The organism is Streptomyces akebiae (genome assembly GCF_019599145.1).
Taxonomy (GTDB): domain Bacteria; phylum Actinomycetota; class Actinomycetes; order Streptomycetales; family Streptomycetaceae; genus Streptomyces; species Streptomyces akebiae.
The window spans coordinates 5,122,805-5,144,479 of record NZ_CP080647.1 but is presented as its reverse complement, the minus strand read 5'-3'; the positions used below and the strand labels follow the sequence as shown (position 1 = coordinate 5,144,479).

18 protein-coding genes and 1 pseudogene are annotated in these 21,675 nt (G+C 66.9%); 9 read left to right on the top strand and 10 right to left on the bottom strand.

What is annotated here, in order from left to right; genetic code table 11:
* Positions 1-27 precede the first annotated feature (27 nt).
* A pseudogene (locus K1J60_RS22090) lies at positions 28-1,201 on the bottom strand (MFS transporter).
* A 139-nt stretch (positions 1,202-1,340) separates the two neighbouring features.
* Between K1J60_RS22090 and K1J60_RS22085 the strand changes: the two are divergent.
* Entirely contained in the window at positions 1,341-1,799 is a 459-nt protein-coding gene (locus K1J60_RS22085; RefSeq protein ID WP_220647707.1) for a MarR family winged helix-turn-helix transcriptional regulator, read from the top strand.
* Positions 1,800-1,808: 9 nt separating this feature from the next.
* Complete coding sequence (locus tag K1J60_RS22080; RefSeq protein ID WP_220647706.1) at positions 1,809-2,261, top strand: GNAT family N-acetyltransferase; 453 nt, start codon at positions 1,809-1,811, stop codon at positions 2,259-2,261.
* Positions 2,262-2,342: 81 nt separating this feature from the next.
* Here the strand turns inward: K1J60_RS22080 and K1J60_RS22075 are convergent, their stop codons facing one another.
* A complete protein-coding gene (locus tag K1J60_RS22075; RefSeq protein ID WP_220647705.1) occupies positions 2,343-3,728 on the bottom strand; it encodes a serine hydrolase domain-containing protein in 1,386 nt (461 codons plus the stop codon).
* A 51-nt stretch (positions 3,729-3,779) separates the two neighbouring features.
* A complete protein-coding gene (gene dnaB / locus K1J60_RS22070; protein ID WP_220647704.1) occupies positions 3,780-5,255 on the bottom strand; it encodes a replicative DNA helicase in 1,476 nt (491 codons plus the stop codon).
* Between the two features lie 453 nt (positions 5,256-5,708).
* Between dnaB and K1J60_RS22065 the strand changes: the two genes are divergently transcribed.
* Entirely contained in the window at positions 5,709-7,052 is a 1,344-nt protein-coding gene (locus K1J60_RS22065) for an MATE family efflux transporter (RefSeq protein WP_220647703.1), read from the top strand.
* Positions 7,053-7,187: 135 nt separating this feature from the next.
* Here K1J60_RS22065 and rplI read toward each other — a convergent pair whose 3' ends face one another.
* From rplI to rpsF, 4 genes are all read right to left on the bottom strand, one after another.
* On the bottom strand, positions 7,188-7,634 hold the full coding sequence (gene rplI, locus K1J60_RS22060; RefSeq protein ID WP_033530673.1) for a 50S ribosomal protein L9: 447 nt from the start codon (positions 7,632-7,634) through the stop codon (positions 7,188-7,190).
* A gap of 18 nt (positions 7,635-7,652) precedes the next feature.
* On the bottom strand, positions 7,653-7,889 hold the full coding sequence (rpsR, locus tag K1J60_RS22055) for a 30S ribosomal protein S18 (RefSeq protein WP_003949403.1): 237 nt from the start codon (positions 7,887-7,889) through the stop codon (positions 7,653-7,655).
* An 80-nt stretch (positions 7,890-7,969) separates the two neighbouring features.
* Entirely contained in the window at positions 7,970-8,557 is a 588-nt protein-coding gene (locus K1J60_RS22050) for a single-stranded DNA-binding protein (protein WP_220647702.1), read from the bottom strand.
* A 77-nt stretch (positions 8,558-8,634) separates the two neighbouring features.
* A complete protein-coding gene (gene rpsF, locus K1J60_RS22045; RefSeq protein ID WP_005482942.1) occupies positions 8,635-8,925 on the bottom strand; it encodes a 30S ribosomal protein S6 in 291 nt (96 codons plus the stop codon).
* Positions 8,926-9,186: 261 nt separating this feature from the next.
* Here rpsF and K1J60_RS22040 point away from each other — a divergent pair, with 261 nt between their 5' ends.
* The 3 genes from K1J60_RS22040 (at position 9,187) to K1J60_RS22030 (ending at position 11,944) form a co-directional block, all read left to right on the top strand.
* Positions 9,187-9,501 carry a hypothetical protein gene (locus K1J60_RS22040; RefSeq protein ID WP_220647701.1) on the top strand — a complete coding sequence of 105 codons (315 nt, stop codon included), beginning with the start codon at positions 9,187-9,189 and terminating at the stop codon, positions 9,499-9,501.
* A gap of 224 nt (positions 9,502-9,725) precedes the next feature.
* Positions 9,726-10,847 (top strand): peptidoglycan bridge formation glycyltransferase FemX, encoded by a 1,122-nt coding sequence (gene femX, locus K1J60_RS22035; protein WP_033530671.1) that lies wholly within the window; start codon positions 9,726-9,728, stop codon positions 10,845-10,847.
* 65 nt (positions 10,848-10,912) lie between these two features.
* Positions 10,913-11,944 carry an alanine racemase gene (locus K1J60_RS22030; RefSeq protein ID WP_033530670.1) on the top strand — a complete coding sequence of 344 codons (1,032 nt, stop codon included), beginning with the start codon at positions 10,913-10,915 and terminating at the stop codon, positions 11,942-11,944.
* A gap of 134 nt (positions 11,945-12,078) precedes the next feature.
* On the opposite strand, the gene K1J60_RS22025 is transcribed toward K1J60_RS22030, so the two are convergent.
* Together K1J60_RS22025 and K1J60_RS22020 are read right to left on the bottom strand one after the other, a co-directional pair.
* The gene (locus K1J60_RS22025; RefSeq protein WP_220651620.1) at positions 12,079-13,587 is read right to left on the bottom strand and encodes a glycosyltransferase family 87 protein; all 1,509 of its coding nucleotides are present in this window, start codon (positions 13,585-13,587) and stop codon (positions 12,079-12,081) included.
* Positions 13,588-13,769: 182 nt separating this feature from the next.
* A complete protein-coding gene (locus K1J60_RS22020) occupies positions 13,770-16,433 on the bottom strand; it encodes a transglycosylase domain-containing protein (RefSeq protein ID WP_220647700.1) in 2,664 nt (887 codons plus the stop codon).
* A 373-nt stretch (positions 16,434-16,806) separates the two neighbouring features.
* On the opposite strand from K1J60_RS22020, the gene K1J60_RS22015 reads away from it, so the two are divergent.
* From K1J60_RS22015 to K1J60_RS22005, 3 genes are all read left to right on the top strand, one after another.
* On the top strand, positions 16,807-17,487 hold the full coding sequence (locus K1J60_RS22015) for a PadR family transcriptional regulator (protein WP_220647699.1): 681 nt from the start codon (positions 16,807-16,809) through the stop codon (positions 17,485-17,487).
* A 44-nt stretch (positions 17,488-17,531) separates the two neighbouring features.
* On the top strand, positions 17,532-18,614 hold the full coding sequence (locus K1J60_RS22010; protein WP_220647698.1) for an inositol-3-phosphate synthase: 1,083 nt from the start codon (positions 17,532-17,534) through the stop codon (positions 18,612-18,614).
* Positions 18,615-18,692: 78 nt separating this feature from the next.
* Positions 18,693-19,979 (top strand): MFS transporter, encoded by a 1,287-nt coding sequence (locus tag K1J60_RS22005; protein ID WP_220647697.1) that lies wholly within the window; start codon positions 18,693-18,695, stop codon positions 19,977-19,979.
* A 72-nt stretch (positions 19,980-20,051) separates the two neighbouring features.
* Here K1J60_RS22005 and K1J60_RS22000 read toward each other — a convergent pair whose 3' ends face one another.
* Positions 20,052-21,500 carry a CCA tRNA nucleotidyltransferase gene (locus tag K1J60_RS22000; protein ID WP_220647696.1) on the bottom strand — a complete coding sequence of 483 codons (1,449 nt, stop codon included), beginning with the start codon at positions 21,498-21,500 and terminating at the stop codon, positions 20,052-20,054.
* Positions 21,501-21,675 lie beyond the last annotated feature (175 nt).

Below are 21,675 nucleotides of genomic sequence, written 5' to 3'. Positions count from 1 at the left end.
CACCCCGCGGTCTCGGCCCGCCGACCGTCAGTGGTGGACGGGTGCCCGCGGAGCGTCCGCTCCCGCAGACCCCGCGACGACCGTGCCGACGTTCTCCCTGCGCTCCAGCGCTGCCGCGACGAACGCCAGCACAAGGGCGCTCGCGGCGAGAGCGGCTCCGACCAAGGTGGGTGCCGTGTAGCCGAGGCCCGCGTCGATGACGAGGCCGCCGAGCTACCTATGTTCACGGCCGAGGCCAGTGTGGGTGCGCCGTGCGCCTGGTCGAGGACTCCTGCAACGGCGGTACGGTCGCGAAGCCCAGTGCGCCCACCAGGGTGAGGGCCACAGCGGCGGTGATCGTGTCATGTGTGGTGAGTGAGAACAGAGCGAGGACGACAGCCAGGGCGCCCAGCGAGACGTACAGCATGGGCATCAGCGCGCGGTCCGCGTACTTGCCGCCCAAGAGGTTGCCGCCGACCATGCCGAGGCCGAAGAGAACGAGGAGCCAGGTGACGGAGGAGTCGGCGAAGCCGGAGACATGCGTCATCATCGGCGCGATGTAGGTGACTGCCGCGAAGACCCCTCCGAAGCCGAGCACGGTCATCGCCATGGCCAGCAGAACCTGGACGTTCTTGAACGCCGCCAGCTCGTGCCGAAGGCGGACCTCTGCCGGCCTGGGCATCTCGGGGACCAGCCGGGCGATGCCCAGCAGTCCGACAACGCCCAATGCCGCAACTCCGGCGAAGGTGACCCTCCAACCGAGGGACTGCCCGATCAGAGTGCCCAGGGGGACGCCCACGACGTTCGCGACGGTCAGACCGCTGAACATCATCGCGAGAGCACCGGCCTTCCGGTGCGGGGCGACGAGGTCGGCCGCGACCACCGAGCCGATACCGAAGAAGGCGCCGTGTGCGAGTGAGGCGACGACACGCCCGAGGAGCATGACGGAGTAGGCGGGGGCGAGCGCGGAGAGCAGGTTGCCCACGATGAAAAGCGCCATCAGCAGCAAGAGCATCCGCTTGCAGGACACCCGCGTGCCCAGGGCGGTCGTGATCGGCGCTCCGAGCACGACGCCGAGGGCGTAGCCGGTCACGAGGAACCCTGCGGTGGGGATGGAGACATCGAAGTCGTCGGCGACCTCGGGCAGCACCCCCATGATCACGAACTCGGTCGTTCCGATGCCGAAGGCCCCGATCGCGAGGGCCAGAAGCGCAAGGGGCATGAGGGCGACACCTTCCAGAAGATTGCATATGCGCTTAACAAGCGTACGCAATACTTGCAGACGCTCACTATCTGCAGAAGCTGGCAATTGCATGGGGCGCCTATCCTGGGGGCGACGACTCTGGGACGGAGGAACACCGATGACAGCGACGGAACCCGCGCTCACCGCCCTGGCCCAGGGCTGGTGCGCTCTCTCCCTGTTGCACGGGAGGATCGAGGCCCACGTCGAACGCGCGCTGCAGGCCGGCCACGACCTGAGTGTGCGCGAGTACTCCCTGCTCGATGTACTGAGTCGCCAGCACGACGGTGAGGGCGGGCACCTCCAGATGAAGCAGGTCGCCGACGCGGTCGTCCTCAGCCAGAGCGCGACCACCCGTCTGGTCACCCGGCTCGAGGATCGTGGACTGCTCGCGCGCTACCTGTGCCCCACCGACCGTCGAGGCATCTACACCGATGTCTCCGAGGCAGGCCTGCAGCTCCTCGCGGCGGCACGCCCCACCAATGACGCCGCTCTGCGCGAGGCACTGGACGCGGCCGCGGAGAACCCCGAACTGGCCCCACTCGTCCGCGTCGTGAAGTCGCTGAACACGTCGGCGTAGGGTGCTGGCATGGGAGATCTGGACATACGCCCGGCGACCGGGGACGACATCTCGGAGATCGTCGCGATGTTGGCCGACGACCCCTTGGGCGCCCAGCGCGAGTCACCGGACGACCTGACCCCCTACCTCACCGCCCTGGAGCGTCTGACGGGTGACCCCCACCAACACGTGGTGGTCGCGGTCCGTCAGGGCCGTGTCGTCGGGACGCTCCAGCTGACGATCGTTCCGGGACTCTCCAGACGCGGCTCCACCCGCGCGATCATCGAGGGCGTACGGGTACACGCCGATGAACGCGGCAGCGGCCTCGGTTCACGGCTCATCGAGTGGGCGATCGACTCATCACGGGCTCAGGGCTGTCAGTTGGTGCAGCTGACGTCCGATGTCACGCGCACCGAAGCACACCGCTTCTACGAGCGGCTCGGCTTCGAGGCCACCCACGTGGGCTTCAAACTGCCGCTCTGAGAAGCGGCCGGGGATGGCTGCGGGGGTCCTGTTTCACGTGAAACATCGCGAGCCGGGACCCCGGCTGCACCAGAACCGTGCCTATGCGATCCCGCGCCACCCCTCGGGATCCACTCCACCGGGCACCGGAGCCCCTTCGTCGTACGGCTGACGGGTGAACACGAACGACCCGAGGTCCAGGTGACTCACGGTCCCGTCGGGCCTTCGTACGGCCCGCAGGAGCTCTCCGGCGAAGTAGCCGTTGAGCCCCGTCCACGTGCCGTCGTCGTTACGTCGGAAACGAGCACCGCGCAGGGTGGCGGCGAGCGGCTCCAACGTGAGACCTCCCTCGGCGGTGAGCCGCAGCACGAAGCTGTACGTCCCCCAGCACCAAGGGCCGACCAACTCCAGGACCGACTGGTCGACTTCGGTCAGCGGCCGCCACGGCTCGGGGATCCGCGGTTCGGCATCCGCCACGATGCGTACGAGGTCGGCAGCGACCTCCGACACCACCGGCCCAGAGGTGCAGTTGGTCAGCACGACGGCTGCCACATCGTCCTCGACGCTGATGGTGAGTTGGGCGAGGAAACCAGGCACAGAGCCTCCGTGACCGACGAGGAACCGGCCGTCTCGGTGCTGAAGCTGCATCCCCAGCCCGTACGCCGCTCCTGCCGCCACATCGGCGGCCTCCCCCGGCGCGGCCGGCGTCCGCATCTCCAGGACCGACTCCGTACCCAGCACCCGCTCGTCCCCCTTCGCCAGGAAGACCGCGAAGCGAGCCAAGTCTCCTGCTGTGGACCAGAGTTGCCCTGCGGGTCCCATAAGGCCCAGGTCCTCGACCTGCTCCGGCAGCATCACGTCCGCCCAGGGATGTACGGCCCAGCCACCCGCGTGCGGTGCCTCCGGGTGCCAGGTAGTGCGGCGCAGGCCGAGGGGTTCGAGAACCTCTCGTCGCAGAACCTCTTCCCAGGGAGCACCTCGCAGCTGCTCGACGAGCGCGCCGAGGAGGGTGAACCCGGGGTTCGAGTAGTGGAAGCGACGGCCTACGGGATGGCGGTGAGGCCGCTCCCCGAGAACATCGGCGAGTTCCGGGCGCAGAGACCCCGAGGTGCGCTCCCACCAGGGCGAAGGGGACTCCGCCGCCAGTCCTCCCGTGTGCGCGAGCAGTTCGGCGATGGTCGCCTCTCCCGCGCCGGTGCCCGGCAGATGCTTCTCCAGCGGGTCGCCGAGGTTCAGCGCGCCTTCGTCACGCAGCCGCATGACCAGAACAGCGGTGAAGGTCTTGGTGATCGAACCGATCCGGTACTGCACGTTCGTGTCCGGCCCGTGCCCCTCCACCGAGGTCCGTGCCCCGTTCCACACGGTCTGCCCGCCCCGGACCACCGCCGCGACCAGAGACGGTGACCGCCCCTCGGTCTGAGCGACGGCAATACGGTGCAGCAGGGCCCGGCGCGTGGCAGGAAGCAGCTCTTCGTGAGGTGTTGTCATGCGCTCAGTCCACCGGGCCAGGGCACCGGGAGTCGAGCGCATTTCGCCGGGTCAGGTCTGCGCCATGTCGACGAACCGCGAGTAGTGACCCTGGAAGGCGACCGTGATCGTGGCCGTCGGACCGTTACGGTGCTTGCCCACGATGATGTCCGCCTCACCGGCGCGCGGCGACTCCTTCTCGTAGGCGTCCTCGCGGTGCAGCAGGATCACCATGTCAGCGTCCTGCTCGATCGATCCCGACTCACGCAGGTCGGAGACCATGGGCTTCTTGTCCGTACGCTGCTCGGGACCACGGTTGAGCTGCGACAGGGCGATCACCGGCAGCTCCAGCTCCTTGGCCAGCAGCTTCAGGTTTCGCGACATGTCCGAGACTTCCTGCTGGCGGCTCTCGGACCGCTTGCCGCCGGACTGCATGAGCTGCAGATAGTCGATGATGACGAGCTTCAGATCGTTGCGCTGCTTCAGGCGTCGGCACTTGGCCCGGATCTCCATCATCGACAGGTTCGGGGAGTCGTCGATGTAGAGCGGCGCGGCCGACACGTCCGGCATCCGGCGAGCCAGCCGTGTCCAGTCCTCGTCCGTCATCGTGCCGGACCGCATGTGGTGAAGGGCCACGCGCGCCTCGGCCGACAGCAGACGCATCGCGATCTCGTTGCGCCCCATCTCGAGCGAGAAGATCACGCTCGGCATGTTGTGCTTGATCGAACAAGCACGGGCGAAGTCCAGCGCCAGCGTGGACTTACCCATGGCGGGACGAGCCGCGATGATGATCATCTGGCCTGGATGCAGACCATTGGTGAGCTGGTCGAGGTCCGTGAAGCCGGTCGGCACACCGGTCATCTCCCCCGACCGTGAACCGATCGCCTCGATCTCGTCGAGCGCGCCCTCCATGATGTCGCCGAGCGGCAGGTAGTCCTCGGTCGTGCGCTGCTCGGTGACCGCGAAGATCTCGGCCTGGGCTCTGTTGACGATCTCGTCCACGTCGTCGTCGGCCGCGTACCCCATCTGGGTGATACGGGTACCGGCCTCGACGAGGCGGCGCAGGACTGCGCGCTCGTGGACGATCTCCGCGTAGTACTCGGCGTTCGCCGCCGTCGGCACCGTCTGGACGAGCGTGTGGAGATAGGAGGCACCGCCCACTTTGGTGATCTCGCCGCGCTTGGTGAGCTCGGCGGCGATGGTGATGGGGTCGGCGGGTTCGCCCTTGGCGTAGACGTCGAGGATCGCCTGGTAGATGGTCTCGTGCGCCGGCTTGTAGAAGTCGGGGCCCTTGAGGATCTCGACCACGTCGGCGATGGCGTCCTTGGACAGCAGCATGCCACCGAGGACGGACTGCTCGGCGTCAAGATCCTGCGGCGGTACACGCTCGAAGGCCGAACCCCCGCCGTCCCACTCCCCGCTGTCCCGGCCCCGGTCGTGCCGGTCGTCTCGGCCCCGGTCGCCGTCCGGACGCCGGCGGGAAGGGGGCAGACGATCGCTGGGTCCGCTGTCGGCCCACGGGTCGTCCAAGGGCTCGGAAATGCTCACCGAGCGGCCTCCTCCCGTCCGCCGAGCGGACCTCGCCGTGCTTCTCATTTCTACGGCACGGCACTGACAAATGAGACGCCCAACTCCGGTTCTGGCGCGTCGGTTTTGCGAGGTTTCCGTGATCGGCCAGGGGAGTGGGCGCCGCACCACCGTAGGCCCGTCGGCACCGTCAGCCAATCTGGTTATCCACAGGCCATGTGGACGACGGCCCAGATGCTGTGGAGAACCCCGCAAAACCTGTGCACGACTCGGTGGACAGCCCTGTGAACAAGACCCCGCTTACGCTCGGAATACCGCCCTGAACTGGGCTTTTACCATCCACGGGCTGTGCAGAAGAAAAACTTTCCCGACCGGATCAAGATCATCACGGTAGGTGCACGAGAACACGCTCGACCAGGCAACATGTAACAGTCACTAGCGGATTGCATCTCTTACCTGTGGAAGATTAGATTGATGCTCATGACACAGGCTTCCGCGACCGGCAAGGCCACCCGGCGTCGGCACGATCGAGAGATCATCACGCTGGCTGTTCCGGCCTTCGGCGCGCTCGTCGCCGAACCGCTCTTCCTCATGGTCGACACCGCGATCGTCGGCCACCTCGGCACCGCGCAACTGGCCGGTCTCGGTGTCGCCTCGGCCCTCCTCGTCACTGCAGTGAGCGTGTTCGTGTTCCTTGCCTACGCCACCACGGCCGCCGTCGCCCGGCGCGTCGGAGCCGGAGAGCTGCGGGCCGCCATCCGCCAGGGCGTGGACGGGATCTGGCTCGCCCTGCTGCTGGGAGCAGCCGTCGTCGCGGTCGTCGTGCCCACGGCCCCCACTCTTGTCGCCCTCTTCGGGGCCTCGGACACGGCGGCTCCCTATGCGACGACCTACCTGCGGATTTCGGCGCTCGGCATCCCGGCCATGCTCGTCGTGCTCGCCGCCACAGGTGTCCTGCGCGGTCTCCAGGACACGAAGACCCCTCTGTACGTCGCCGTGGCGGGCTTCGTCGCCAACGGTGCTCTGAACGCAGGTCTCGTCTACGGGGCCGACCTGGGAATCGCAGGGTCAGCATGGGGGACGGTCATCGCACAACTCGGCATGGCTGCCGCGTACCTCTGGGTCGTGATCCGTGGCGCCCACAGACACGGCGCCTCACTGCGTCCGGACATCGGCGGCATACGAGCCTCGGCTCAGGCGGGGGCACCTCTGCTGGTCCGTACGCTCTCGCTGCGAGCGATCCTCATGATCGGTACCGGCGTAGCCGCCCGGCTCGGGGACGAGGACATCGCCGCACACCAGATCATCCTCTCGCTCTGGAGCCTGCTCGCCTTCGCCCTGGACGCGATCGCCATCGCCGGGCAGGCCATCATCGGCCGCTACCTCGGCGCGGGAGACGCCCAAGGAGCCCGTGATGCCTGTCGCCGGATGGTGCAGTGGGGAGTCACCACGGGTTCCTTGCTCGGACTCCTGGTGGTCGCTGCCCGCCCCCTGTTCATTCCGCTCTTCACCAGCGATCCGACAGTCCAGGAAGCAGCACTGCCCGCTCTGATCGTGGTGGCACTCGCCCAGCCGATCTCTGGCATCGTCTTCGTGCTGGACGGCGTACTGATGGGCGCGGGAGACGGCCCCTACCTCGCGCGGGCCATGCTCCTGACCCTGGCGGTCTTCGTTCCGACCGCCCTGCTCGTCCCCACCTTCGGCGGTGGCCTGACGGCCCTCTGGGGCTCCATGACGCTGATGATGGCGACGCGCATGTTGACCCTTTGGCTGCGATCCCGGTCCGGCCTCTGGATCGTCACCGGAGCGACCCGCTGAGAGTCCGGGCGATGCCTCGCGGTGAGAGCACAGCGAAGCCCGCTCCGTTTCACGTGAAACATCGCCCCCTAACATGTGTATGGGGCCGCACCCTTCAGGGTGCGGCCCCATACACCGCCTCAGCGAGCGCGACCCTTAGGCCGCGATGACCTCGATGTTGACCTTGGCGGCAACCTCGGGGTGCAGACGCACGGACGTCTCGTGAGCGCCCAGCGTCTTGATCGGAGCACCCAGCTCGATGCGGCGCTTGTCGACCTCGGGGCCACCGGAAGCCTTGATCGCGGAAGCGATGTCGGCCGGGGTGACGGAACCGAAGAGACGACCGGCGTCGCCGGAGCGGACAGCCAGACGGACCTTGACGGCCTCGAGCTGGCCCTTGATCTGGTTGGCCTGCTCGATGGTCTGGATCTCGTGGATCTTGCGAGCACGACGGATCTGCTCGACGTCCTTCTCGCCGCCCTTGGTCCAGCGGATCGCGAACTTCCGCGGGATCAGGTAGTTGCGAGCGTAGCCGTCCTTGACGTCGACGACCTCGCCGGCAGCGCCGAGGCCAGAGACCTCGTGGGTAAGGATGATCTTCATGTGTCGGTCACCCTTCCCTTATCGCGCGGTGGACGTGTAGGGCAGCAGCGCCATCTCACGGCTGTTCTTGACGGCCGTGGCGACGTCACGCTGGTGCTGCGTGCAGTTGCCGGTCACGCGACGGGCACGGATCTTGCCGCGGTCGGAAATGAACTTCCGCAGCATGTTCGTGTCCTTGTAGTCCACGTACGTGACCTTGTCCTTGCAGAATGCGCAGACCTTCTTCTTCGGCTTGCGCACAGGCGGCTTCGCCATGGTGATTCTCCTGTGTGATCAAGAAGTTTGAGGTACGGCCCGCCCTCGACCTCGATGACCGGTGATGCGGCCACGAAGTTTTAGAAGGGGGGCTCGTCCGAGTAGCCGCCACTGCCACCGGAGCTTCCGCCCCAGCCGCCGCTGCCGCCCTGGTTGCCACCGGCGGGAGTGCCGCTGGCCCACGGGTCGTCGGCGGGAGCGCCGCCACCCTGCTGGCCGCCACCGGGGCTTCCGCCCCAGCCGCCGCCGGCCTGGCCGCCACCGCCACCGCCGCCATAACCGCCTTGGCCACCACGGCCGCCTCCGGCGGTCTTGGTCACCTTGGCCGTGGCACTGCGCAGGCTGGCGCCGACTTCCTCGACGTCCAGCTCGTAGACCGTGCGCTTGACGCCCTCACGGTCCTCGTAGGACCGCTGCTTCAGTCGGCCCTGCACGATGACGCGCATGCCTCGCTGGAGCGACTCGGCGACGTTCTCCGCCGCCTGACGCCAGACCGAGCAGGTCAGGAACAGGCTCTCGCCGTCCTTCCACTCGTTGGTCTGACGGTCGAAGGTGCGGGGGGTGGACGCGACACGGAACTTCGCGACCGCCGCACCGGAAGGGGTGAAGCGCAGCTCGGGGTCGTCGACAAGATTGCCGACGACCGTGATGACGGTCTCGCCTGCCATGGGGGAACCTCTCGGCGGGTTTGCTGCTGGCTGCTTGTGCTGCTACTCGGATCCCGGGATCGACTGAGCGGGAAGGCTCAGTGGGTCTCGGGGCGGAGGACCTTGGTCCGGAGGACCGACTCGTTCAGGTTCATCTGGCGGTCGAGCTCCTTGACGACCGCAGGCTCGGCCTGCAGGTCGATGACCGAGTAGATGCCCTCAGGCTTCTTCTTGATCTCGTACGAGAGACGACGACGGCCCCAGGTGTCGACCTTCTCGACCTTTCCGTTGCCCTCACGGACGACGGAGAGGAAGTTCTCGATCAGGGGGGCGACAGCGCGCTCCTCCAGATCGGGGTCGAGGATGACCATCACCTCGTAGTGACGCATGTAGAACCCACCTCCTTTGGACTCAACGGCCACGGTCGTTCCGTGGCAGGAGGGTTGTGATGCGTACGCAACGGTATCGGCAGCCACTGACAATCGGGGCCCGATGGGGATCCCTGTCATGGCCTGGGCAGACAACGGTGCAGACGGTACAGACTACCTGCACACACGCTTCCGGTTGAAATCCGGTGGCGGTGACCGTCAATCTGTACACATCGGGTGTGTATGGCGCTACGATGCGCCGCCTTCCGCAGGAGGTGCCCCATGGCACAGACATTGCGACCCAACATCGCCGGCTCCCTGTTCGCCACCGACGACAAGCCCCACCCAGTGCAGGACACCCTGCTGGCCGTGACGCTTCTACTCGGGGCGGTCTCGTTCATCACGGCGATGTTCCACCATCTGCATCTGCTCAGTTCCTGGACGGGCTTGGTGGGAATTCTGACCGGCGCGTACGGGCAGTTCATCTCGGAGACGACCCGTGAGCGCTTCGGCCTGATCGTGGGTCTCGGTGCCTCGGCCGTCGGGTTCTTCCTCGGCATGGCCCACGGGGGTCTCTTCGGCGGCGTCATCGGCTGACATCGCGCCCTCGGTCGCACGGTCGGCGGACCGATCCCCATGCTGTCCGTCGTCTCACATCGGACCAAGCGGCCGAATAACACCACCTGACATCCTGACCGCGTCCTGGCCGGGCTCCAGGTTCCATACAGCCATTCGGGGCGCCCGCAGGGCGCAGTAGGCTTCGGCGCGAGAGCCGGAGCCCCTGTACCCATGGGGACACACCAGCCCGAGGAGCGCCCTGAATGAGCCTGACCCTGAGGACGATCAGCCGTGAGCAGCATCTGGCATACATCCAGAGCCTGCCCTCGGCTAGCCACATGCAGGTCCCGGCCTGGGCCGACGTCAAGGCCGAGTGGCGCTCCGAGAGCCTCGGGTGGTTCGATGACAAGACCGGCGAGATGGTCGGCGCCGGCTTGGTGCTGTACCGCCAGTTGCCCAAGATCAAGCGCTACCTCGCCTATCTGCCCGAGGGCCCGGTCATCAACTGGTTCGCGCCGAATCTCACCGACTGGCTGGAGCCGATGCTCGCGCATCTCAAGCACCAGGGCGCCTTCTCGGTGAAGATGGGCCCGCCGGTGATCATCCGGCGCTGGGAGGCCACCTCCATCAAGGCGGGCATCCAGAACCCGGACGTGAAGCGCCTGCGCGACATCGAGGCCGACTTCATCGAGCCGCGGGCCTTCGAGGTCGCCGACAAGCTGCGCCGTATGGGTTGGCAGCAGGGGGAGGACGGCGGGGCCGGCTTCGGTGACGTGCAGCCGCGCTACGTCTACCAGGTGCCGCTCGCCAACCGATCCCTGGAAGAGGTCCACAAGAACTTCAACCAGTTGTGGCGCCGCAACATCAAGAAGGCCGAAAAGGCCGGCGTCGAGGTCGTTCAGGGCGGCTACCACGACCTGGAGGAGTGGCAGCGGCTGTACGAGATCACGGCCGTGCGTGACCGGTTCCGGCCGCGCCCGTTGTCGTACTTCCAGCGCATGTGGACGGCCCTCAACACCGAGGACCCCAACCGCATGCGCCTCTACTTCGCCCGGCACAACGGCGTGAACCTGTCCGCGGCGACCATGCTCGTCGTCGGCGGACACGTCTGGTACTCCTACGGAGCCTCGGACAACATCGGCCGTGAGGTCCGGCCCTCGAACGCGATGCAGTGGCGCATGCTGCGCGACGCCTACGCTCTCGGCGCGACCGTCTACGACCTGCGAGGCATCTCCGACTCGCTGGACGAGACGGATCACCTCTTCGGCCTGATCCAGTTCAAGGTGGGCACGGGCGGCCAGGCCGCCGAATACCTCGGCGAGTGGGACTTCCCGCTGAACAAGCTGCTCCACAAGGCGCTCGACATCTACATGTCGCGCCGCTGACGCCCCCGTTTTTGCTTCCATACCTCTGATACACCGCAGCCACGAGAAAGGTTCCGGGACCGTCCATGGCGCTCACGCTGTATGTCGACACCGCGCGCTGGCGGGCACACCACAAGCACGTTCAGGAGCAGTTCCCGGGACTCGTCCCCGTCTGCAAGGGCAACGGCTACGGCTTCGGGCACGAGAAGCTGGCGGAAGAGGCCACGCGTCTCGGGTCGGACATCCTTGCCGTCGGCACCACGTACGAGGCCGCCCGGATCAAGGACTGGTTCAGCGGTGACCTGCTGGTGCTGACGCCTTACCGGCGCGCTGAGGAGCCCGTCCCCCTGCCCGACCGCGTCATTCGCTCCGTCTCGTCGGTCGACGGTGTGTACGGCCTCGTGGGCGCCCGAGTCGTCATCGAGGTCATGTCCTCGATGAAGCGGCACGGGGTGAGCGAGCAGGAGCTGCCCCAGCTCCACGCGGCCATAGAGAACGTGCGCCTGGAGGGCTTCGCCATCCACCTGCCCCTGGACCGCACCGACGGCTCGGACGCCGTCGAGGAGGTCATCGGCTGGATGGACCGGCTGCGCGCGGCCCGCCTGCCGCTGCACACCATGTTCGTCAGCCACCTCAAGTCCGAGGACCTCATCCGCCTCCAGCAGCAGTTCCCGCAGACCCGCTTCCGGGCCCGCATCGGCACACGGTTGTGGCTGGGCGACCACGAGGCGACCGAGTACCGCGGTGCCGTGCTGGACGTCACCCGCGTCGCCAAGGGCGATCGCTTCGGCTACCGGCAACAGAAGGCGGCCTCCGACGGCTTCCTGGTGGTCGTGGCAGGCGGTACGTCGCACGGAGTGGGCTTGGAGGCCCCAAAGGCACTGCACGGCGTCATGCCGCGTGCCAAGGGCGTCGCCCGAGCGGGCCTCGCCACGGTCAACCGGAACCTTTCTCCGTTCGTCTGGGGCGGCAAGCAGCGCTGGTTCGCCGAGCCGCCACACATGCAGGTGTCGATCCTCTTCGTGCCGTCGGACGCCCCGGAGCCGAAGGTCGGTGAGGAACTGGTGGCCCATCTGCGGCACACCACGACGCAGTTCGACCGGATCGTCGACCGCTGAGCCCCTGCCCGAACGGCGCGGGAGCCGGTCGCCGAGCGGATCAGCCCGCTGGGACGCATGCGGAGGGCCGGACACGAGATCTCGTGTCCGGCCCTCCGCATGCGTCCCAGCGTTGCCTCCCCCGCCCTGTTCGCTCAGAGCGAACTGCCTCCCGGGTCACGGCTGCCCCATTCCACCTGAGGCCCTTCGAAGGGCATCGCGTGTCTCGGGGGATGGGCTGCCGCACCGTACACATGGACATCCTCCGCGCCGTCGAGCACTCCGCCGGACGGATCGTCGTCACCAGCCCTGCGCACCGCGTCCCGCTCAGGCAGGAAGATGTCGCACACAACGACGACGCACAGGTAGAGCGTGCCCAACAGGTGAGCCATGATGGCAAGTTGATAACCCTCGGCAGGCAGGCCCTTGTGAGCGTCTCCGCTGGTCGTGTAAGCGAGGTACATCCAGATCCCGAGGAAGTACGCCACCTCGCAGGCCTGCCAGATCAGGAAGTCCCGCCAGCGGGGCCGGGCCAGCGCGGCGAGCGGGACCAGCCAGAGGACGTACTGCGGCGAGTAGACCTTGTTGGTGAGGATGAAAGCCGCGACGATCAGGAAGGCGAGCTGAGCGAAGCGTGGGCGGCGCGGGGCGGTGAGCGTGAGCGCGACGATGCCGACGCAGACGAGCACCATCGAGACCATCGCGTACGCGTTCGCCGTCTCGGCGGTGATCTGAATGTTCACCCGTTGCGAGATGACGAGGAAGAAGGAACCGAAGTCCACACCGCGCTCCTGGCTGAAGCGGTAGAACTTCGACCACCCGTCGGGCGCCAGCAACATCACCGGAAGGTTCACCGCGAGCCAGGCCCCCACAGCACCGAGCAGAGCGGTCGCGAACGCGCGCCACTTGCCCGCTCGCCAGCACAACACGAAGAGCGGTCCGAGTACCAGGAAGGGGTAGAACTTGGCGGCCGTGGCGAGCCCGATCAGCACGCCGAAGGCGAGGGGCCGCCGACGTGACCACATCAGCATCGCGGCGGCCAGCAGGGCCACCGCGAGGAGATCCCAGTTGATGGTGGCGGTCAGTGCGAAAGCGGGCGCCAGGGCCACCAGAAGCCCGTCCCACGGACGCCGGCGGTGAATGCGCGCGCAGCAGACCGCGATGACCGCGGCACACACCATCAGCATCCCGGCGTTGACCATCCAGTACCACTGCTCCTGGTCCTGTATGGTGCCGCTGCCCGGTGTGAGCCACGCGGCGACCTCCATGAACACACCGGTCAGTACCGGGTACTCCAGGTACTCCATATCACCGGGGATCTTGTCGAAGTACGGCACGAGTCCGTCAGCGAAGCCACGCCCCTGGTAGAGATGCGGGATGTCCGAGTAGCAGGCGTGCGTGTACTGGGAGCTGGCCCCGAAGAACCAGGCGCCGTCGTAGCAGGGCAGCTTCTGCACCATGCCCAGCGCGAACATGCCGATGGCCACCAGCGCGACGACCCGTACCGGCGTCCACCAGGACATGCCGAGCAGCGCCCGGCGCCCGATGGGGCCGCCGATCAGCTCACTGCCGGTCGAAGCGACCTCGTCCTCCCTGGTGGGCTGCACCGGCTCTAGCTCGTCCGTGCTCACTCGCGTCGTCTCTGCACTGGGCATGCCGCACATCCTGCCGTACGCGCCTAGGAATACGCCGAGGACCACGGCATCCCGTCGTATCCGGCGGCCTGTGTTTCACGTGAAACACAGGCCGCCCCCTGATCAGGTCTCCCGGGCATACGGCGAGGGCCACCGCACCTGATCGGTGCGGTGGCCCATGTTTCACGTGAAACATCCTGCTGGGACGGCAGCTAGCCGTCGTTGCCTCCGAAGAGACCCCCGTTCTGGTTGCCTCTCGAATCATCCTCCGACTCCGACGGCGTCGCAGTCACCCCACCGTCGATTCCACCGGTGTCCGTGCCGCCCGTGTCGGTACCACCGGGATCTTCGCAGGTGGGGTTGAACGGGTTGCGGCAGGTCTCGCTGGGCGTCGGCGAGGGCAGGATCTCGCTCTCGGTCGGCGTCGGGCTCGGCTCGGGCGACTCCTCCTCCGACTCGGTCACCGTCGGGGTGGGCGTCGGGTCCGGGTCGTCGTTGACGATCACACCGATCGGCTCCGGCTCCGGGAAGTCCTCCGCCGGCTGGCCCTTGAGCGCGGCCTCCATGTAGTCGTGCCAGATCTCGGCCGGGAACGAGGCACCGTGGATCGTCTCCTGGCCACCCGTGCCATACATCTCCAAGAACGTGCGGTTCTTGTTCGACTCGTCGTCGTCCATGCGGTACATGCTGATCGCCGTCGACAACTGCGGGGTGTACCCGACGAACCAGGCCGACTTGTTGCCGTCGGTGGTGCCGGTCTTGCCCGCCACCTCACGGCCGTCCAGCTGAGCCGACGTGCCGGTTCCCTCGTCGACGACGGTCTTGAGGACATCGGTCACGTTGTCGGCGACCTTCGACGTGAAGGCCCGCTTGGGTTCGGCGATGTCCTCGTGGTCGAACCTGGTCAGCCCCTCGTACTCGACGGTCTTGACCGAGAACGGTTCGTTCTGCTTACCACTGGCGGCGAAGGTCGCGTACGAACCCGCCATGCGGATCGCGCTCGGGTCGGAGATACCGATCGAGAAGGACGGGAAGCTCGTGCCGGTCAGACTGCCTTCCTTGAGGCCTGCCTCTATGGCTGCCTCCTTCACCCGCTCGAGGCCGACGTCCATACCCAGTTGCACGTAGGGAGAGTTCGCCGAGACCCGCATCGCCTCACGGAGATCGATCTGATACTTCGGCGGGCTGCCGTACGACTCGTCGCCGTCGTTGGCCTGCAGCCACTCCTTCCCCTCTTCGTTCGTCCAGATGTCGCCGTTGTAGTCCCTGATCTTGAGGTTGTTCTTCCCGCTGTAGAGGCTCTTCGGCGAGACGATGGTCCGCTCGTCCTGCGCCTGGTCGGGGTCGAGGTCAGGGTCACGCTTGCCCCAGGTCATGGCCGCCGCCAGGACATAAGGCTTGAACACCGAGCCGACCTGCGCTCCGGTGACGTCGGCGTTGTTGGTGAAGTGCTTGGTGGCGTCCTCGCCACCGTAGATCGCCTCGATGGCACCCGACTTCGGGTTCACCGACGCGCCGCCGAACTGCACATGGGTGTCGGTCTTCGGGCGCAGGTCCGGCTTGATGTTCTCCTTACGGACCTTCGTCACGGCCTTCTCGAGTTCCTTGACCTTCTTCTTGTCGAAGGTCGTGTGGATCTCGTAGCCGCCCTGCTCAAGCTGCTTCTGCGTGATGTCGGTGTTGTTGAGGATGTAGCCCTTGGCTGTGTCGACCAGGTAACCGATCTGGCCACCCAGCTGCGCGTTGGAGCGCGGAGGCTGGATCTCGGGGAAGTTGGGATACTTGGCCTTCTCGGCCGCGGACAGGTGCTTGTCCTTGACCATCTCGTTGAGGATCCAATCCCAACGTTCCGTGGCCCGCTTGGTGTTCGCCGCCGACGTGGCGGCCGGGTCGATCGCAGTCGCCCCTGCGGGGTCGTAGTACGTCGCGCCCTTGAGAACCGCGGCGAGGAACGCGCACTCGCTTGGGTTGAGCTTCTCCGCGCTTTTGTCGAAGTAGGTGCGGGCGGCGGCCTGGAGACCATAGGCGCCACGGCCGAAGTAGGCCGTGTTCAGGTAGCCGCGCATGATCTCGTCCTTGTCGACGGAGGCGCCCACCTTCACCGAGATGAAGAGCTCCTTCACCTTCCGGGACAGCGTCTGCGACTGATCGTCGAGCATGGCGTTCTTCACGTACTGCTGGGTGATGGTCGAACCACCCTGCGTCTGACCGCCCTTGGCCATGTTGACGACGGCACGGGCGATTCCCATCGGGTCGACGCCGCTGTCAGTCTCGAACGTCTTGTTCTCGGCCGACATGACGGCGTAGCGCATCGCCTTGGGAATCTTCTCGTACGCGATGATCTGGCGGTTGACCTCACCACCCGTCGCGACCATCTGCGAGCCGTCCGACCAGTAGTAGACGTTGTTCTGCGCTGTCGCGGCCTGAGCCGGGTCGGGCACGGCCACAACCGCGTACCCGATGCCGGCCGCCGCCACGAGGCAGCCGAAGAACCCGATGAACAGCCCTGTCACCTGGCGCCACGAAGGCACCCACCGCATCGCCCCGTACCTACCGGCGCGCGGATAGTCGATAAAGCGCTTTTTGCCGGGCGGGGCGGCACGCCCTCGGCCACGCCCCGGACCGCGCCCCGCGGGCTCAGCCGCTCTACGACGGCTGCCGCCCGGACCGGCGCCGGTACTTCTCTGCGCCGCACGTCGAGTCGCTGCGCGTCCCTCGTACGGGGACTCCTCACCTCCCGCAGCGTATGTATCGGAAAGTGACCCGCTGGCGCCCCGCGGTGCCGCGCGGCGGCCGGAGGAAGCCGACTGGCCGCGTCGGGCCGCGGCACGTCCGCCTCCCTGCGGCTGCGGCGGTTTGCGACGGTGCTCGCTCATCGAACGACTACTCCTCGGGCAGGCGCACCCGTGCGCGCCTGGAAACGGCGGCTGGTTTCCGGTCCCCCCGAAGTACGGATGCGGTCGTGTTGGCATTCATCCGTACCGCACCCAGGACGACGACGTGCTCACACGTCACTCGATTCCCAGTGGTGTGCATGCCGCACAGACTACGCACCGCCAAAACCCACTGAGCACCGAACTTCACCCCAAAACAGGCAACTTGCTTCCTACTAATCGGTGATGTGACCCCGTTCACCGGATCCCCACTTGTCGCATCCGTAGGGGCGTTCTATCGTCTTGATGTATCGAGTCGATACATCAGCTCGGCATAAATCGTGTCGGCGGGGCCAGCGGGAGACGGGAGGCGACGATGAGCCGACGCTCCGGGATACTCGAGTTCGCCGTCCTCGGCCTGCTCCGCGAAGCCCCGATGCACGGCTATGAGCTGCGCAAACGACTCAACACGTCGTTGGGTGTGTTCCGGGCGTTCAGCTACGGGACGCTCTACCCCTGCCTCAAGACGCTGGTCGCCAACGGCTGGTTGATCGAGGAGTCGGGTGGTACCCCGGAGGATGCTGCCGCCGCCCCGCTCACGGGTCGCCGCGCCAAGATCGTCTACCGGTTGACGGCGGAAGGTAAGGAGCACTTCGAGGAGCTGCTCTCGCAGACGGGTCCCGACGCTTACGAGGATGAGCACTTCGCCGCTCGCTTCGCGTTCTTCGGGCAGACCTCCCGGGATGTGCGTATGCGCGTCCTGGAGGGCCGTCGCAGCCGTTTGGAGGAACGGCTGGACAAGATGCGCGTCTCTCTGACACGCACCCGCGAGCGCCTCGACGACTACACGCTTGAGCTCCAGCGCCACGGGATGGAGTCCGTGGAGCGCGAAGTGCGCTGGCTGAACGAGCTCATCGAGAGCGAGCGGGCAGGCCGGGACCTGAAGGGCCCCGCCCAAGGAGATCCCGCTCGCGACACCACAGAGGGAGCGCCGGGCGCCCTGCCCCGGCCCGGGGACACCCCCGGACCGGATGCGCCCGGCGACACCACCACGTGAGGTCCCTGCCAGGACCTCACTCGTACACACAGGGAGCAACCGGAATGGGTTCGGTTCGCGTAGCCGTCGTCGGTGTGGGCAACTGCGCCGCGTCGCTGGTGCAGGGAGTCGAGTACTACAAGGACGCCGACCCGGCGTCCAGGGTCCCGGGCCTCATGCACGTGCGGTTCGGCGAGTACCACGTCAGTGACGTGGAGTTCGTCGCCGCCTTCGACGTCGACGCCAAAAAGGTCGGTCTGGACCTCGCGGACGCCATCGGCGCCTCCGAGAACAACACGATCAAGATCTGTGACGTGCCGAGCACCGGTGTGACCGTGCAACGCGGCCACACGCTGGACGGCCTCGGCAAGTACTACCGCGAGACCATCGAGGAGTCCTCCGAGGCCCCGGTCGACGTGGTCCAGATCCTTAAGGACAGGCAGGTCGACGTCCTAGTCTGCTACCTGCCCGTCGGTTCCGAGGATGCGGCCAAGTTCTACGCCCAGTGCGCCATCGACGCCAAGGTCGCTTTCGTCAACGCCCTTCCGGTCTTCATCGCCGGCACCAAGGAGTGGGCGGACAAGTTCACCGAGGCCGGCGTCCCGATCGTCGGTGACGACATCAAGTCGCAGGTGGGTGCCACCATCACGCACCGCGTCATGGCGAAGCTGTTCGAGGACCGCGGTGTGATCCTTGATCGCACGATGCAGTTGAACGTCGGCGGCAACATGGACTTCAAGAACATGTTGGAGCGCGACCGCCTGGAGTCCAAGAAGATCTCCAAGACTCAGGCCGTGACCTCCCAGATCCCCGACCGGGAGCTCGGCGAGAAGAACGTCCACATCGGCCCGTCGGACTACGTCGCCTGGCTCGACGACCGCAAGTGGGCGTATGTCCGTCTCGAGGGCCGTGCCTTCGGTGACGTCCCGCTGAACCTGGAGTACAAGCTGGAGGTCTGGGACTCCCCGAACTCCGCCGGTGTCATCATCGACGCACTGCGCGCCGCGAAGATCGCCAAGGACCGTGGCATCGGCGGCCCGATCCTGTCGGCGTCGTCGTACTTCATGAAGTCCCCGCCGGTGCAGTACTTCGACGACCAGGCTCGTGAGAACGTCGAGAAGTTCATCAAGGGCGAGGTCGAGCGCTGATCAGGCGTTCGTGACGGGCTGTTGAGGGTCCCCGGGTCAGGTGCCCGGGGACCCTCCGCGTATGTGAGGCTGTGCCCCATGTCCGTCGTGCGCGACCTGCGCGTCCTGCTCCGTTTCCGGGACTTCCGGCATCTGCTGGCCGTACGGCTGCTGTCACAGGGAGCCGACGGCGTCTACCAGGTCGCGTTGGCCGCGTACGTCGTCTTCTCGCCCGAGAAGCAGACGTCGGCAGCCGCGATCGCCTCCGCAATGGCGGTCCTCCTTCTTCCGTACTCCCTCGTCGGCCCCTTCGCCGGAGTCCTGCTCGACCGCTGGCGACGCCGCCAGGTCCTGCTCTACGGCAACCTCCTCCGCGCCGTGCTGGCTTCGGTGACAGCCGTCCTGGTCCTGAGCCACGTGCCCGACTGGCTCTTCTACGTCTCCGCGCTCTGCGTCACGGCGGTCAACCGCTTCGTCCTGGCCGGCCTCTCCGCTGCTCTGCCCCGTGTGGTCGACGCCGACCGCCTGGTGGTCGCCAACTCGCTCTCCCCGACGGCAGGAACGCTCGCCGCGACCGCCGGCGGCGGCCTCGCCTTCGCCGTTCGGCTGGTGGCATCGGATTCCGATGCCGCAGTGGTTCTCCTCGGCGCGGGCCTCTACCTCTGCGCGGCTCTGGCCTCCCTGCGTATCGCCCGGGAACTGCTCGGCCCGGATCCCGAACTGGTGCAGCCACGACTGGGCACGGCCGTAGCCGGCACCGCACGGGGTCTGGTCTCGGGTGTACGACATCTCGCCGAGCCGGGACGGCGGGCCGCTGCCTGGGCGCTGGCCTCGATGACGCTGATGCGCTTCTGCTATGGCGCCCTGACCGTCATGGTGCTCATGCTCTGCCGTTATGCCTGGTCGTTCGAAAGCTCTGGAGCGTCCGAAGACGAGGGGCTGGCCCTCCTCGGTCTCGCTGTGGGCATCTCGGGAGCGGGATTCTTCACGGCGGCGGTGATCACACCCTGGGCTGCGGGGAGGCTGGGCCCCGGCCTCTGGATCGTGACCTGCTCCGCGGCCGCCGCCGTGCTGGAACCGGCGCTCGGCCTGCCCTTCACGGAAGTGCCCATATTGATCGCGGCGTTCGTCCTGGGTCTGGTCACGCAGGGAGCGAAGATCTCGACGGACACGATCGTCCAGTCCTCCGTCGAGGACGGATACCGGGGCCGGATCTTCTCCCTCTACGACGTCCTGTTCAACATCGCCTTCGTAGGCGCCGCTGCCGTAGCCGCCCTGATGCTCCCGCCGGACGGCCGCTCCACCGCTCTGGTGATCACCGTGGCGGTGATCTACGGAGTGATCGCTGCAGCCATGGCCCGCTTCGGCTTGGCAAGGCAGCCCTGAAACAGAGAGCGATGTTTCACGTGAAACATCGCCCCGCGCTGATGCCGGTCGCAGACGACTGCCGGCCTGCCGTCAGGAAACCTGGGACGCCTGAGCCCACCACTCCTTGAGCGCTGTCACGGCCTCATCGTGTTCCATCGGCCCGTGCTCCAGACGCAGCTCCAACAGGAACTTGTACGCCTGCCCGATCACCGGGCCCGGACCGACACCCAGGATCTCCATGATCTGATTGCCGTCGAGATCCGGGCGGATGGCGTCCAGTTCCTCCTGCTCCTGGAGCTGGGCGATGCGCTCCTCCAGACCGTCGTACGCCCGGGAGAGAGCGTTCGCCTTGCGCTTGTTCCGCGTGGTGCAGTCGGAGCGGGTCAGTTTGTGAAGGCGGTCGAGCAGCGGGCCGGCGTCGCGCACATAGCGGCGGACAGCGGAGTCCGTCCACTCGCCGGTGCCGTACCCGTGGAAGCGCAGGTGGAGTTCCACCAGCCGCGAGACATCCCTGACGTGGTCGTTGGAGTACTTGAGGGCTGTCATGCGCTTCTTGGTCATCTTGGCGCCCACGACCTCGTGGTGGTGGAAGGAGACCCGGCCGTCGTTCTCGAAGCGACGAGTGCGGGGCTTGCCGATGTCGTGCAGCAGCGCGGCGAGCCTCAGCGTGAGGTCCGGGCCGCTCTCCTCGAGCGCGATCGCCTGCTCCAGGACGATCAACGTGTGGTCGTAGACATCCTTGTGCCGATGATGCTCGTCACGTTCCAGTCGCAGCGCCGGCAGCTCGGGCAGGACGTACTCGGCGAGCCCGGTGTCGACCAGCAGGGTCAAGCCCTCACGTGGGTGAGCGGAAAGGATCAGCTTGTTCAGCTCGTCCCGCACCCGCTCCGCCGAGACGATCTCAAGGCGACCGGCCATGTCGGTCATCGCCGAAACGACCTCGGGGGCCACCTCGAAGTCCAGCTGGGCGGCGAAACGTGCAGCCCTCATCATGCGCAGCGGGTCGTCGGAGAAAGACGCCTCAGGTGTGCCGGGGGTACGCAGAACGCGCGCCGAGAGGTCCTCCAGCCCGCCGTGCGGGTCGATGAACTCCTTCTCGGGCAGGGCCACCGCCATCGCGTTCACAGTGAAGTCACGGCGTACGAGATCGTCCTCGATCGAGTCGCCGTACGACACCTCGGGCTTGCGCGAGGTCCGGTCGTACGCCTCGGAACGGTAGGTCGTGACCTCGATCTGGTAGCCGTCCTTCTGAGCGCCCACCGTGCCGAACGCGATCCCGACCTCCCAGACGGCGTCCGCCCAGGGGCGCACGATCCTCAGCACGTCCTCGGGACGGGCGTCCGTCGTGAAGTCCAGGTCGTTACCGAGCCGACCGAGCAGCGCGTCCCTGACCGAACCGCCGACCAGGGCGAGCGAGAACCCGGCCTCCTGGAAACGGCGGGCGAGGTCGTCGGCGACAGGGGACACCCGCAGCAGTTCACTCACCGCGCGGCGCTGCACCTGACTCAGGGCACTGATGTCTTCGTTGGCGTTCGGCACAACTGAAAAGGGTACGGGGCGCCGGTGGCCGCGGTCGCCTCCATTGAAGGTGCACAAGGACTTCGCGCAGACGGCCCCCTCACCCACCCCTTTGATACGTGCACATACAGGGACAGCCCGGCCTCGTCGCTCGATCTTGTGGAGCGGACCGCGGCACTTCCTCTCAGCGCACATC